This is a genomic window from Rhizobium sp. CSW-27 (assembly GCF_018760785.1).
Taxonomy (GTDB): domain Bacteria; phylum Pseudomonadota; class Alphaproteobacteria; order Rhizobiales; family Rhizobiaceae; genus Neorhizobium.
In genome coordinates this window covers 39,253-52,261 of the sequence record NZ_JAHHZO010000019.1, presented here as the reverse complement: position 1 = coordinate 52,261, position 13,009 = coordinate 39,253, and the positions used below count along the sequence as shown (strand labels likewise).

General features: G+C 61.5%; 12 protein-coding genes and 2 pseudogenes. 4 read left to right on the top strand and 10 right to left on the bottom strand.

Annotated features, from left to right (window positions below; all coding sequences use genetic code 11):
- Positions 1 to 5: 5 nt before the first annotated feature.
- From KLP42_RS23840 to KLP42_RS23815, 6 genes are read right to left on the bottom strand one after another with little or no spacing between them, the layout of a single operon-like run.
- Positions 6 to 773, bottom strand: a complete 768-nt coding sequence (locus KLP42_RS23840; protein ID WP_215570272.1) for a 5-oxoprolinase subunit PxpA — start codon at positions 771 to 773, stop codon at positions 6 to 8.
- Between the two features lie 34 nt (positions 774 to 807).
- Positions 808 to 1,803 (bottom strand): 5-oxoprolinase subunit C family protein, encoded by a 996-nt coding sequence (locus KLP42_RS23835; RefSeq protein WP_215570270.1) that lies wholly within the window; start codon positions 1,801 to 1,803, stop codon positions 808 to 810.
- Positions 1,800 to 2,507: a 5-oxoprolinase subunit PxpB gene (gene pxpB, locus KLP42_RS23830; RefSeq protein WP_215570268.1), complete on the bottom strand. Its 708-nt coding sequence runs from the start codon at positions 2,505 to 2,507 to the stop codon at positions 1,800 to 1,802. The genes KLP42_RS23835 and pxpB overlap by 4 nt, the downstream gene beginning before the upstream one ends.
- Positions 2,504 to 2,902, bottom strand: coding sequence for a biotin/lipoyl attachment domain-containing protein (locus KLP42_RS23825; protein ID WP_215570266.1), 399 nt, complete (start codon positions 2,900 to 2,902; stop codon positions 2,504 to 2,506). Before KLP42_RS23825 ends, pxpB begins: the two co-directional genes overlap by 4 nt.
- A complete protein-coding gene (gene accC / locus KLP42_RS23820) occupies positions 2,899 to 4,278 on the bottom strand; it encodes an acetyl-CoA carboxylase biotin carboxylase subunit (protein WP_215570345.1) in 1,380 nt (459 codons plus the stop codon). Before accC ends, KLP42_RS23825 begins: the two co-directional genes overlap by 4 nt.
- Positions 4,278 to 4,697: an acetyl-CoA carboxylase biotin carboxyl carrier protein gene (locus tag KLP42_RS23815; protein WP_215570259.1), complete on the bottom strand. Its 420-nt coding sequence runs from the start codon at positions 4,695 to 4,697 to the stop codon at positions 4,278 to 4,280. The genes accC and KLP42_RS23815 overlap by 1 nt, the downstream gene beginning before the upstream one ends.
- A 422-nt stretch (positions 4,698 to 5,119) precedes the next feature.
- On the opposite strand from KLP42_RS23815, the pseudogene KLP42_RS23810 reads away from it, so the two are divergent.
- The 3 genes and pseudogenes from KLP42_RS23810 to KLP42_RS23800 all read left to right on the top strand — a co-directional run.
- Positions 5,120 to 6,316: pseudogene (locus KLP42_RS23810) on the top strand (IS256 family transposase).
- Positions 6,317 to 6,387: 71 nt separating this feature from the next.
- Positions 6,388 to 7,221 carry an IS5 family transposase gene (locus tag KLP42_RS23805; RefSeq protein ID WP_215570257.1) on the top strand — a complete coding sequence of 278 codons (834 nt, stop codon included), beginning with the start codon at positions 6,388 to 6,390 and terminating at the stop codon, positions 7,219 to 7,221.
- 339 nt (positions 7,222 to 7,560) lie between these two features.
- Positions 7,561 to 7,772: pseudogene (locus KLP42_RS23800) on the top strand (transposase); the annotation flags it as partial.
- A gap of 220 nt (positions 7,773 to 7,992) precedes the next feature.
- Here KLP42_RS23800 and KLP42_RS23795 read toward each other — a convergent pair.
- The 3 genes from KLP42_RS23795 to fepB are packed head-to-tail and all read right to left on the bottom strand — an operon-like array spanning position 7,993 to position 11,089.
- Entirely contained in the window at positions 7,993 to 9,015 is a 1,023-nt protein-coding gene (locus KLP42_RS23795) for a FecCD family ABC transporter permease (protein ID WP_215570255.1), read from the bottom strand.
- Positions 9,012 to 10,013 (bottom strand): FecCD family ABC transporter permease, encoded by a 1,002-nt coding sequence (locus tag KLP42_RS23790; RefSeq protein ID WP_353844923.1) that lies wholly within the window; start codon positions 10,011 to 10,013, stop codon positions 9,012 to 9,014. The genes KLP42_RS23795 and KLP42_RS23790 overlap by 4 nt, the downstream gene beginning before the upstream one ends.
- 50 nt (positions 10,014 to 10,063) lie before the next feature.
- Entirely contained in the window at positions 10,064 to 11,089 is a 1,026-nt protein-coding gene (fepB, locus tag KLP42_RS23785) for a Fe2+-enterobactin ABC transporter substrate-binding protein (protein WP_252193224.1), read from the bottom strand.
- Between the two features lie 71 nt (positions 11,090 to 11,160).
- Between fepB and KLP42_RS23780 the strand changes: the two genes are divergently transcribed.
- Positions 11,161 to 11,946 carry an ABC transporter ATP-binding protein gene (locus KLP42_RS23780; RefSeq protein WP_215570251.1) on the top strand — a complete coding sequence of 262 codons (786 nt, stop codon included), beginning with the start codon at positions 11,161 to 11,163 and terminating at the stop codon, positions 11,944 to 11,946.
- Here KLP42_RS23780 and KLP42_RS23775 read toward each other — a convergent pair.
- Entirely contained in the window at positions 11,943 to 12,752 is an 810-nt protein-coding gene (locus KLP42_RS23775; RefSeq protein WP_215570341.1) for an IclR family transcriptional regulator, read from the bottom strand. The genes KLP42_RS23780 and KLP42_RS23775 overlap by 4 nt on opposite strands.
- Positions 12,753 to 13,009: the final 257 nt, after the last annotated feature.

Below are 13,009 nucleotides of genomic sequence, written 5' to 3'. Positions count from 1 at the left end.
GCATGTCAGCTGGCGAGTTCCGCCGCGGGAGCAAGAGTGGCGCCGGCCGCCTCGATTTCGCTGCGGACGATGCGGGCAAGCTCCAGTGAACCGGGCGTGTCGCTATGGATGAGAATGGAACGCGCCTGCATCGGAATGACCGTTCCATCGATCGCCTCGACGGTTCCATCCACGAGGAAGCGACGCACGCGGGCGCGTACCGATGCCTCGTCCTTCACCAGCGCGCCGGGCAGACCACGCGCAACCAGTTTGCCGCGCGCGTCATAGGCGCGGTCAGCGAGGAACAAGGCCAGCGTCTTCAAGCCGGCCCGCTTTGCGGCCTTCTCAATTTCACTGCCTGCGGTGACGAAAACAGCCAGTCCCGGGTCCACCGCGACAATCGCCTGCATCATCAGGTCTGCAACGGCCGGATCACGCTCGACCATGGTTCCCATGGCCGCGTGGAAGCTGAAATGGCCCACCTTCATACCCTCGGCTCTGGCGATCGCGATCAGGGCACCGAGCTGGTAAAGCATCTGCTGGCGCAGTTCATCCGGCTGAAACGGCATTTCGCGACGCCCGAAACCGATGCGATCCGGCAGACCCGGATGCGCACCGATACCGACGCCGTTCACCTTCGCGAGCCGCACCATCCGCGCCATCGTATCGGGGTCGCCGCCATGAAAACCGCAGGCGATGTTGGCGGAGGAAACGATCTGCATCATCGCCTCGTCGTCGCATAGCCGGTACGGACCAAATCCTTCACCCATGTCGGAATTCAGATCGATCTTCATCCTGCGCTCCTCTCGATGCCGATAGCCAACATGCTCAAGCCATTGCCTTCAGAGCGCGCTTGACCATCGGTATGGTCTGCCTCAAATCTGCGATGTAGCGTTCGACGGCTTTTTCCACTGCCCGTGCTTCCGCGTGGCTCGAACGGACGAACTGCACGCGGCTGCCGATCCGGGCCTGGCCGAGCCGCCACAGATCGCATTCGATGACACCGGCAATCTTGGGATAACCACCGGCCGTATTTGCGTCGCTCATCTGCACGATGGGTTCGCCACCGGGCGGAACCTGGATCACGCCCGGCACCACGCCATGCGATCGCATCTCAACGGTTTGCGTCGGCACAATGGCGTCGCCGGACAGGCGGTAGCCCGTGCGGTCGCTGCGAGAGGAAATGCGCCAGGTCTGATCCCAGAACGCCTTGCCATCATCCGCGAAGAGGCCGTGCTCACCCGCCGGCAGGGCACGGATCAGCAAAGTTCCATCCGGGGATGCCGGGACGACATCCTGCAGCGCTATTGACGGCTCCACCACCGCCAGACCCGAGGCAGGCAGCGGAATGTTGGTGGAGGCAGCCCCCACGGTTATCTGGTCGCCCTTTTCCAGAGGCCGGCCTGCATATCCGCCAAAGCCGCCGCGCAAGGAGGTGCTGCGCGAGCCCATGACCGACGGCACGTCCACGCCTCCAGCCACGCAGACGTAAGCACGCGCGAGCTTTGGTGGCTGCCTCAGCTCAAGAATCTGGCCAGCCTCGGCAGTAAAGGCGCACCATGCAGGCAGCTCGATGCCGTCCAAGACCGGATTGCCATCCGTGCCGGTAACGGCAAACACGGTCCGGTCAGTGAAGTGCAGACGGAACGGAAATGTCTGGATCTCCAGCACCGCCGCGCCCTCGTCATTGCCGACAAGACTGTTACCGATCCTCACCGCGAGCGAGTCCATGGCGCCGCTGGCCGAAACACCGATATCGCGATAACCCGGACGTCCGAGGTCCTGCACGGTGTTGAAGGGGCCGGTTTCAAGGATTTCAATCATAGCTCGATCCTCGCGGGCAGGAACCGGACAATGTCGCCCGGCGCCATCATGGCCGGCGTCGGAGATTGCGGGTCAAACATCTGCAGATCGGCAAAGCCGATGGAATTCCAGCCATTGGGTCCGGTGAGCATGGCAACGCCGGTCTGCATCCCGCCAATTGTCACACAGCCCTTCGCCATCTTCAGCGACGGCACGGTCTTGCGGGGCATGTAGATGCGGGGATCAAGACCGTGGAGATAGCCAAAGCCTGGCGCACTGCCGAGCGCGAACACTCTGTAGGTCGCCTCGTGATGGATGCGGATCACCTCGCGATCGCTAAGCCCCGACAGGTCACACAATGCCGGCAGATCGGTCGCGTATTGTCCACCGTAATGAACGGGGATCTCGATGGTTTTCCCGGCAAGATCGATGCTCAAAGCACCGTGCCAGGCCTTAGACAGCCGATCGATGACCTCAGCCGGATCATCAGGCGTCTTTTTGAAAATGGCGAGAAGGTTGGTCATGCCGGGAATGATTTCCGCCAGATCGGTCCAGCCCTTCAGTGTCTGGGACAGGGCCCAGATGCGACGCTGGGCGGGCAGGTCGAACTCACCGGGCGCCTCCAGCAGAAAGGATCGGCTGCCGATTGCGGAGATACGAGCATGGTCCTTGACGACGGGAATGACGGTCAATGGCTGCATGTGTGTGTGCACTGTGGCTATCATGACTGGGCCTCGATCTCGAACAGGGCATCACCGAACCCGACCAGCGTGCCCGGTTCTATCAGCCGTCTGTTCAGCACACCGGAATGCCCTGCTTGCAGAGGAACAAGAACATCACCGACCCGCAGAAAGCCCAGAACATCGGCGGCGGCGACGGCATGTGGAAGGTCTGCTGAAGCGGAATTCCGGGGCTGAAAAATGCCCGCCATCGGTGCTTTGATCACAGCAGGTTTGGATGACGCTTTGACCCCATGCGAAACGTGGCTTTCACCACCGGAGACGACAATGCGCAGGTTCCCGGAGGCGCTGGATATTTCCAATCCATCTACACCGGCAGCCGTCAGCGCTTCGGTCAGAAAGGCAATCGTTTTCGGATCGCTGAAGTCGATCGCGCTCATGGCGTGGCCCTCTGTTTCAGCCATTGCTCCAGATAATGGATGTCCGTCTCGCCTTTCGCAAAAGCCGCATCCTCGAGCAGTGCACGCAGGAACGAGATGTTGGTGGAAATCCCATCCACGCGCGTGTCAGCAAGCGCCTGGCGCATTCTGGCCAGTGCTTCGACACGCGTTTGGGCATGGACGATCACCTTGGCAATCAGCGAGTCGTAGTAGGGAGAGACCTTGTAGCCGGCATGGATGTGGGTATCGACACGGATGCCCTCCCCTTCCGGCAGTTGGAGCCCGGTGATCACACCTGCAGACGACATGAATGTTTCGGGGTCCTCGGCATTGATGCGGCACTCGAACGAATGGCCGCCGCATGTCACCTGCTGCTGGGTCAATTCCAACGGAATGCCCTGCGCCGCCTTGATCTGCTGCTGAACGATGTCGATCCCGGCTGTCAGCTCGGTGACCGGATGCTCGACCTGCAGCCTCGTGTTCATCTCGATGAAGTAGAACGCCCCGTTCTCGTAAAGAAACTCGAAGGTTCCGACCCCGCAATAGCCGATCTGCCGGCAGGCTTCGACACATGCCTCGCCGACGGGACCAATGATCTCCGGAGCAATCCCGGGAGCCGGGGCTTCCTCGACAACCTTCTGGTGACGCCGCTGCATGGAGCAATCGCGATGCCCAAGCCACACGGCGTTGCCATGGGCGTCGCAAAGGACCTGGATTTCGATATGACGCGGATGCTGGAGAAACTTCTCCATGTAGAGCGCCGGCGAACCAAAGGCCTGGCGCGCCTCTTCCCGCGTCAGCGCAAGCGCATCCGGCAAGCGGGCCGGTTCCGTCACCACCCGCATACCGCGACCGCCGCCGCCGCCAGTTGCCTTGATGATCACAGGGTAACCAATGTCGAGCGCAATCTGTTCGACCAGGCTCTGGTCCTCCGGCAGCGCCGTGTTCGGGCCGGGGACGCAGGGCACACCAGCCGCGAGCATTACCCGTTTCGCCGCGATCTTGTCGCCCATCGTAGCAATCGAGGCGGCATTGGCCCCGATGAAAACCAGTCCCGCAGCCTCGATAGCCTCGGCAAAGGCCGCATTTTCCGAAAGAAAGCCATAGCCTGGATGGATGGCCCCTGCTCCGGTCAAACGGGCTGCGAGAAGAATGGCATCCTTGTTCAGATAGCTTTTGGACGCGCTGGACGGGCCGATGCAGAGAAACACGTCCGCAGATTTGCCGTAGGACGCGTCACGATCCGCTTCGGAACAGACTGCCACCGTTTTGAGCCCGAGATCGTGGCAGGCGCGCTGTATGCGTGTTGCGATCTCGCCACGGTTTGCGATCAGGACAGTGTCAAACATCGGCCTCTTGTCAGGTCGGGACGACATCACGCAATCTCCGCCAGCAGGTTGCCCGTCTCCACCTCACCGCCATCAATGTCTGTGAGATGAACGATGCGCCCCGAGCATGGCGCTGAAATCGTGTTGAAGACCTTCATCGCTTCGATAACGAAGAGGGTCTGCCCCTCCTCAACAGCGTCGCCCAGCTTGACGAATGGTGGTTCGCCCGGGGCCGGGGCTCGGTGCAACACGCCAAAGACAGGTGCCTTGACCGGCGCAGCAGCAGCCTGGGTTTCAGCGGTGGCACTCTCAGATGTGATCGCAACCACCGCAGCGCTCGCGTAAGCATGACTGGACTTGTGGTTGCGAAAAATGCGGACCGTCACGTCCTTTTCGGTGACCGCCAGCTCGGACACGTTCGATTGCCCGACAAAGTCGATGAGTGCTTTGATTTTCGACAGATCCATAACGCGCCTGGTACTTCAGAATGACGGCGCCGCCCCTAGCGATCGGGGCCGGGCCAATTAAGTTCATTCCGTACCATGAGCGCTTCGACGATGGGGTCAGACGAAGTTTGAATGGATAAGCCTCATCCGCAACTTCAGCCCCGATCATGTCAAAATCGGAGGGCGGATGACGAGCTATTCCCCTAAGAGGCTGCCTCAAAAAGAGGTGGGTGATTTCAACAGGTCATGATTCCTTCGGATTTGCGAGATTCGATGGAGTTCACAATGGGATCGTGTCCCTGGGCGTGGTGTAGCTGGGTGATAGCGAAGCCGCTCGCGAGCGCTCCCTCCAATGTGCTGTAGGGAGCGGGCGGCGTAGCGGTGGTCACCAGTGATTTCCGGTAGGGTCGGGTTGCTTAGAGCCAACCTGAGGGACACCACCGATGACCGACGACATGATGAACCTGCGCTCACTCGTTGAGAAGAGCGCTGACGCGGATTTGCTGCGCGAGATGATCGGCTTTGCTGCCGAGAAGCTGATGGCGCTGGAGGTCGGGACGAAGACCGGCGCGGGCTATGGCGAGAAGAATGGCTTTCGACTGGCCCAGCGCAACGGCTATCGCGATCGTGACTGGGAGATACGAGCGGGCACCGTGGAGCTGCGCATTCCGAAGCTGCGCACAGGCAGTTATTTCCCGAGCTTCCTGGAGCCGCGCCGCATGGCGGAGAAAGCCCTCACGGCCGTGATCCAGGAAGCCTATATCCAGGGTGTTTCGACTCGCTCTGTCGATGACCTGGTCAAGGCGATGGGCATGAGTGGCATCTCCAAGAGCCAGGTGTCACGGCTCTGTGAGGAGATTGACCACAAGGTGAAGGCCTTCCTCGACTGACCCATTGAGGGCGAATGGCCCTATCTCTGGATCGACGCGACCTACCTCAAGGTTCGTCGCGGCGGGCGCATCGTGTCTGTTGCCGTCATCATCGCCGTCGGCGTGAACACCGATGGCCGACGCGAGGTGCTTGGCATGGAAATCGGGACATCAGAGGCCGAAGCAATCTGGACGGAGTTTCTTCGAAAGCTGACCAGGCGAGGCCTGCGCGGCGTCAAGCTCGTCGTCTCCGATGCGCATGAGGGCATCAAGGCAGCCGTGTCGAAGGTGCTCTCCGCCACCTGGCAGCGCTGCAGGGTCCATTTCATGCGCAATGCTTTGGCCCATGCCGGAAAGAGCGGACGGCGTGTCGTCTCCGCCTTCATTGCCACGGCGTTTGCCCAGGACACACCAGAGGCGGCGAGCACTCAATGGCCCAATGTCGCTGACCAGATCAGGCCGAAGGTGCCGAAACTCGCCATGCTGATGGATAGTGCCGAACAGGATGTCCTCGCCTACATGACCTTTCCCAAGCAGCACTGGGCAAAGCTTCATTCAACAAACCCGATCGAGCGTCTCAACGGCGAGATCAAGCGACGCACCGAGGTCGTCGGCATCTTCCCTAACGACGACGCCATCGTCAGGCTGGTCGGTGCCTTGCTGCTCGAACAGAATGACGAGTGGGCAGTCCAGCGCTCCCGCTACATGACACTTGAGACAATCGCCACGATGAGCGATGATCCGCTCATCAGCCTGCCAGCCGCAAGCTGATCCATTCCCGGCTCTGTCCGGAAGGCACGGCGACCGCCGAAGCTACACCACGCGGCGGGACACGATCCACAATGGCCTGGACGAAAATCACCCGCCTGCAATATGCCCGGCGAACGGCACGCTACGCAAGCGATATGACGGATCGGGAATGGGGGCTGGTTCAACCGTTCCTACCAATGCCGCGCCGCCTGGGGCGTCCTCGTACGACCGACTTGCGAGAGGTGGTGAATGCGCTGCTTTACATCGCCACGACCGGTTGCCAGTGGCGAATGCTGCCGAAGGATTTTCCGCCCTGCTCGACCGTCCAGCGCTATTTCTATGAATGGCGGGCATTGGGGCTGTGGTCACGCATCAACCATCGTCTGGTAATGGAGGCCCGCGAACTGGAGGGCAGAGAGGCCTCACCGACGGCCGGTGTCATCGACAGCCAGAGCGTCAAAACCACGGAAAGCGGTGGTATCCGGGGCTATGACGCGGGAAAGAAAACCAAAGGCCGCAAGCGTCATATCATCGTTGATACACTTGGTCTGATGGTCGGCCTCATGGTGCACAGCGCTGATGTCCAGGATCGCGATGGTGCTCCCGATCTCTTGAAATCCATTCGCTACAGGTGGCCATGGCTGCTGCACGTCTTCGCCGATGGTGGTTACGCCGGCGACAAGCTGAAGCGGCGGCTCGAGAAGATCGGGCGCTGGACGATTGAAATCATCAAGCGCTCGGACAAGGCGAAAGGCTTTGAGGTTCTGCCGCGCCGCTGGGTCGTCGAGCGCACCTTCGCCTGGCTCGGCAGATGCCGCCGATTGGCCAAGGACGTCGAAAAGTCCATCGCCTCATCAGAGGCCTGGATCATGATCGCCCACATTCGCCTGATCGCCCGACGGCTGGCAAGGTATGGATATCGTTGAAGGCTTTTCGAGTCCGACTCGAAGACATATTCCCCACGGTAGCAACCGGGCGGCTACAAACGTTCGGTGGATATCAATTCCGATAGCCCGTCGCATAAGCGTCTTCTGTCGTTTGAACAAGGGAGCTGCGGGCGACACGACAACTACGGATTCGCGCGCTCGGCGCAACCGGGCGAGTCGCAGAGGCGGCCAGCTACTAACACGAGCTCACAGCTCATCGAATGTATCGACCTGCCCGCACCTTCGTGCTCCCGGTGCCTCTGTCCCGGATGCTCGCAGCATACGCCGCAATTCTCAAAACTGCAGCAGGACGTCAGCACCGAAGGTCTTATACCGGTTACCAACCCGATTGAGCGATTGAACGGCGAGATCAAGCGCGGACAGAGGTCGTCGGCATCTTTCCCAACGATGAAGCCATCGTACGCCTGGTCGGCGCGCTGCTGCTCGAACAGAACGATGAATGGGCTGTCCAGCGATCCCGCTACATGACACTTGAGACAATCGCAACGATGAGCGACGATCCGCTCATCAGCCTGCCAGCCGCAAGCTGAAACTCATCCGCCCCTCTGGGATGAGCCGTGGTCGTCTAAGCTACACCACGTCATGGGACACGACCCCAAAATATGAGACAGGCCGGCAACCGATGTCATCAACATCCAAATTCGGTCTGGCTAAATCAAAGCACACCCGTGGGATGTAGGCTGGAGCGTGATGGCCCGCTGAGTTTACGGGTCTTTTCAAGGGTGACCGGACGTCACTGACGCCCCCCTGCTATCGTCTGACCACGATCCAAAGCAGATAGATGCCGCCGAGAAGGCCGGTCGTCAGACCGATCGGCATGTTGATGTCGAACGGCAGATGCTGGCCAAGGTAGTCTGCGGCCAGCAGCAGAAGCGCCCCGGTCAAAGCGGCGGTGATGATGGGGAGGTTCGGAGCCTTCGTCAATCTGCGGGCCAGTTGCGGAGCGGCGAGAGCGATGAAGGCGATCGGTCCGGCGGCGGCTGTCGCCAAGGCCGCAAGCGCAACGGCAGTGAGGATAGCGCCGAGGCGCCGGCTTTCGGTGGAGATACCCAGCTGTCGCGCCATGTCGTCGCCTGTTTCCATCACCTCGAGTGCCCGCGCATGCCAGACGACAGCCGGCAGCAAAACGGCAAAGCCGATGAGCGCGGGTAAGACATGCGACCAGCTGCGACCGGTGAGGGAACCGGCAAGCCAGAGCTGGGCGGACGCCGTCCGGTCGAGGTTTCCCATCACCAGCAGGACCGTGTTCACGCCGGACAAAACCGCTCCCAGTCCGAGGCCGGCGAGAATGAGGCGATAGCTGCCCGTGGTTCCGGATTTCCGCGCCAACACAAAGACGAGGCCCGCGGTCACCATGCCGGAGACGATGGCCGCGAGGGATGTCTGTAGAGGTCCTGCATTGAACAGGATGATCTGCACGATTGCCCCGGTCGCTGCCCCGGTGGTGAAGCCGATGACGTCCGGTGAGCCCAGCGGATTGCGGGAGAGCGACTGGAAGATGGTACCACTTACGCCCAGGGATCCACCGACCAGCACGGCTGTCAGCAGGCGCGGAAGGCGGATGCGAATGATGATGCGGTCCGCCGCCGGATGCGACCCAGGTGCAATCAGGCTGGTCCATATTTCACTGACGGAGAGCGCCATGGTTCCCGTCTGCAGAAGCAGTACCGCGAGGAGAATGATCGAGACAAGGAGGAGGAGCCCGACCCACAGACTGCGTCGGTGCAGGCGAAAGCTTGCCATGCCGAGCGGGCGGATGACGACATGCGTCATGATCGGCCGATCCGCGTTCTTCGGACGAGGAAAAGAAAAAATGGTCCGCCGATCAGGGCGGTGACGATGCCCGCCGCGACCTCGGATGGGGCTACGATCACACGGCCAATGATGTCTGCCACCAGGAGCAGCAGGGCGGCAAGCACGGCGGAGAAAGAAAGGACCCATCGCTGGTCGGGTCCGGCGATGGACCGCGCGAGATGGGGTGCCATCAGTCCGACGAAGCCAATTGGGCCTGCTGCCGCCGTGGCGGAGCCGGCAAGAAGCATGACGGCTAGGCAGGCGAGCATCAGCGTGCGACGCAGATCCACGCCCAACGCGCGACCAACTTCGTCTCCGAGCGCAACGGCGTTCAGATTGCTGGCGATCGTGGCACAGATCAGCACGCCGCAGGTGACGGAAACGGCAAGGATCGCACCAACCTGAAGATCGCGGCCGTCGACGGAGCCGGCGGCCCAGTTGCGGAAGGCGTCGAGAACGGAAGATGGGGCGTTGAGGAGCACAATGCCGGTGAGGGATGCGAGGATTATCGACAGGGCTGCTCCGGCGAGGATCAGCCGCAGCGGATCGGGGCCGCGCCCGCCCTGCGCGGCGAGTCCGAAGACCGCGATCCCTGCGAGACCTGCACCGAGAAAGGCGAGCCAGACATAATGCTGGATGCTGCTGATGCCACCAAGGGCAACGCCGAGGATGACCGCCGCCGCCGCTCCGGCATTGACGCCGAGCAGGCCCGGTTCGGCGAGTGGATTACGGGTGATTGCTTGCATGACGGCGCCGGATGCGCCCAGAGCTGCGCCGGCGAGCACAGCAATGACAAGTCGCGGGATGCGCAGGTTCCAGATCACGAGATGCGAATCATTGCGGGGATCGAAGGCGAAGAGCGCCGCGCCGATTGCGGATCCCGTCAGCGAGCGGGAGCCGACGAGGATGGAGAGAGCAGCGACGGCACACAGGAGCGCGATCGAGGCGAAGAGCCACAGGGCTCTCGCTTGCCGCACCACGGATAGCGGCTTCTCTGTGGCAGATGCGGTGAAACCTTGAACGCGTGTCATCGGGTGCCGAGGCCGTGAGCCACCGCGTCGACCATTTGCAGACCGGAATAATAGTCGATGCGGAACGAGGTGGGCCCCAGGGTGTAGACCTGCTTCTTCTTCACCGCCGGCAGATTGGCGAGCAGCGGATCGGCGAGGAAGGCGGCGATATCGCTGTCGGTCGCGCGCAGCAGAAACACATGGGTGCCGGCGATGGCTGCGGACAGGTTTTCCCGGGAGATGAAGTCGGCGTCCGAACTGCGGCTGACCTGGGATCTGAGTGCCTCGGGCAAGTCCGCCACGGTCAGGCCGAGCGCCGCCAGCACCTGTCCTTGCGGACTTTGCGCTTTGCCGATGGAGTAACTGCCGCTGATGCCGTAGCCGACGATGGAGACGGGTTCCGGTATCGACCGGATGGTTTTGGCCACCTCCCGTAGATGAGTGTCGAAGCGGTTGATGGCTTCGGCCGCCTCCTGTTCCCGGCCGGTGGCCACACCGAGTTGCGTGGCCAGTTCCTGCCAGCTTCGGTTGGAGTAGTTGACCACCAGGGTGGGTATCCCCTGTGCCTGTAGTTCCGGCAGATATTGGACGATGCTGTCGGCGCCGGTGGCGGAACCGATAACCAGATCGGGCTCCCAGGCGATGATGGCTTCTATATCAAAAGACAGATTCGGATAAAGAACCTTGACCCCGCGCTCATCGGCAACCTTGGCCCATTGGGTGAAAAAACCCTTGTTGTCCGTCAATGGACTGGGTGTGGTGGCTGCGGAGGCGAGAAGGGGCGCCTGCATCGCAAGGAGAATTCCCGTGACGCTGGGGCTGGTCGAAAGGATCCGTTTCGGCTTGGCCGGAAGGGTCAGTTCACCGGCCTCATGGCGGACCGTGCGGGGCCAGGCGTCTTCCTGTGCGAGGGTCAAGGCGGGGTCGAATGTCAGGGATACCGCGCCGACCGCAGCCAGCAGCAGATGAAGCAAAAAGGTTCGCATTGCCATGCCGTCAATGTGTGATCCTCGACGGGCGAGGATAAACTTGATAAATTTCATCTAGTCCATATTGCAGGATGCGTTCCGCAATGCAATACGCCAGAACAGAGATTGGCCATCGGGAGTTATCCTTGATCCACCGGCTTTCCGCGCACGACCTGACACTTCGCTACGAGAACCGCACGGTGTCTGAAAGCCTTTCCGTGGCCATTCCCGATCACGGTTTCACGGTTATCATCGGGCCGAATGCCAGTGGAAAATCAACCTTGCTGAAGGCCTTGTCCCGGCTGATCGCTCCATCGGCGGGCCAGGTCCTGCTCGACGGAAAAAGCCTAAAGGACCTGCCGTCGCAAATGGTCGCCCGGCAATTGGGTCTCCTGCCGCAGACGGCGACCGCACCGCCGGGCATTACCGTCTTCGACCTGGTGGCTCGGGGGCGCTTTCCGCACCAGAGCTTCTTCCGGCAATGGAGCGAGGCGGATCGAGAGGCCGTCGAGCGGGCCCTTCAGGCGACGCGGATCATGCCGCTCGCCGACCGGCTCGTCGACGAATTGTCGGGCGGCCAGCGACAGCGCGTGTGGATCGCGATGCTGCTCGCGCAGGATACGCCCCTGCTGCTGCTCGACGAGCCCACGACCTATCTCGACATTACTCACCAGATCGAACTGCTCGATCTTCTGTCGGACCTCAATACGAAGGGTCGCCTGATCGTCGCCGTCCTGCACGATCTCAATCAGGCCTGCCGCTATGCGTCTCACCTGATCGCCATGAAGGACGGGGCGATCCTGGCGCAGGGCGCGCCCGCCGAGATTGTGACCGAGCGGCTTCTGCTCGATGTTTTCGGGCTGCGCGCGAAGATCATCCCCGACCCTGTGGCCGGGACGCCTCTCGTCGTTCCCATGCGGCAGAATTTCTAGGAGGCGGAGCGCAGCGCCCGCCTGGCAAAGGCGACGCCGCCGGTGGCCTCATTAATGCGACAGGCCTCCCGCAACAGGGCTTCACGGTCTTCCGGCGCACGCAATTGGCCCAGATCCGTCACCGTAGTGACCACGCAAACGATTTCCTCCTGCGCGTCGAAGATCGGAACGGCCTGGCCCGTGACATTCGACAGAAGATGGCTGGTCATCTCCGCCCAGCCGGTTTCCCTGACGCGGTCCAGGGTGGCTTTGTCCGGGGCTGAGCCACGGAAGTGGGTGGGTTGCTGCTTGCGCGCGGCGTCGATCCTGACTTTGGGGAGATGCGCCTGGAAGACCAGTCCGCAGGCGGTGTTGTCGATTGGCAGAATGTCGCCCAAGGCCAAGGGATTGACCGAGAAGAAGGCGCTTCTGTACCAGCGGACGAGTGTCGGGCCTCGATCTGTCCAGATCGCAACGCCGCCGCTCATGGCATGGTCGTGGGTCAGCGATTTCATGTAACGGGCCGCGATTTCCACGGCATCGATGCGCCTCAGCGCGCCAATCCCGATGTGAAGGGCGGTCGGGCCGAGGTCATAGAGGCCGGTACCGGGATCCTGCTGTGCAAGGCCCTCCTTGACCAGGCTCTGCAGATAGCGGTGAGCGGTCGAGCGGCCGGTTTCGGCGCGACGGGCCAATTCGCCCAAAGCGAGCTCCTGCTCGGCATCTGCCAGAATGCTGAGGAAACGGGTGGCGATCGAGACGGACTGAATGGTGCCGGACCGCTTTTCGGCATGGGCATCAGTCTCGTGATCTTCTGAATTGTCGATTGCCAAAGCGCCTCATCCTCTCTTCCTCGGCGGCACCGCCGGTTCCCGTGTCACTGTCATGGCGCGGGGCGGCCCCTCAGTCAACAGCCAGGATTTCGCCCGGCGCCGCGCACCGGCTCCGTCCATGTTGCAGTCCGGCAACAGCTTTCAAGCGGATAAATTTTCTTGCATTGTGGAATGCATTCCTTATTGCGGAACATTCTCCGGCACGATTAGAAGAACATGATAATTCTAGTCATGTATTAGGAGAGAGTAGC

Bases quoted from the DNA above. Each gene is read 5' to 3' on its own strand.
- KLP42_RS23840 (WP_215570272.1), bottom strand. From the start codon at position 773: ATGAAGATCGATCTGAATTCCGACATGGGTGAAGGATTTGGTCCGTAC.
- KLP42_RS23835 (WP_215570270.1), bottom strand. From the start codon at position 1,803: ATGATTGAAATCCTTGAAACCGGCCCCTTCAACACCGTGCAGGACCTC.
- pxpB (WP_215570268.1), bottom strand. From the start codon at position 2,507: ATGATAGCCACAGTGCACACACACATGCAGCCATTGACCGTCATTCCC.
- KLP42_RS23825 (WP_215570266.1), bottom strand. From the start codon at position 2,902: ATGAGCGCGATCGACTTCAGCGATCCGAAAACGATTGCCTTTCTGACC.
- accC (WP_215570345.1), bottom strand. From the start codon at position 4,278: ATGTCGTCCCGACCTGACAAGAGGCCGATGTTTGACACTGTCCTGATC.
- KLP42_RS23815 (WP_215570259.1), bottom strand. From the start codon at position 4,697: ATGGATCTGTCGAAAATCAAAGCACTCATCGACTTTGTCGGGCAATCG.
- KLP42_RS23805 (WP_215570257.1), top strand. From the start codon at position 6,388: ATGGCCTGGACGAAAATCACCCGCCTGCAATATGCCCGGCGAACGGCA.
- KLP42_RS23795 (WP_215570255.1), bottom strand. From the start codon at position 9,015: ATGACGCATGTCGTCATCCGCCCGCTCGGCATGGCAAGCTTTCGCCTG.
- fepB (WP_252193224.1), bottom strand. From the start codon at position 11,089: ATGAAATTTATCAAGTTTATCCTCGCCCGTCGAGGATCACACATTGAC.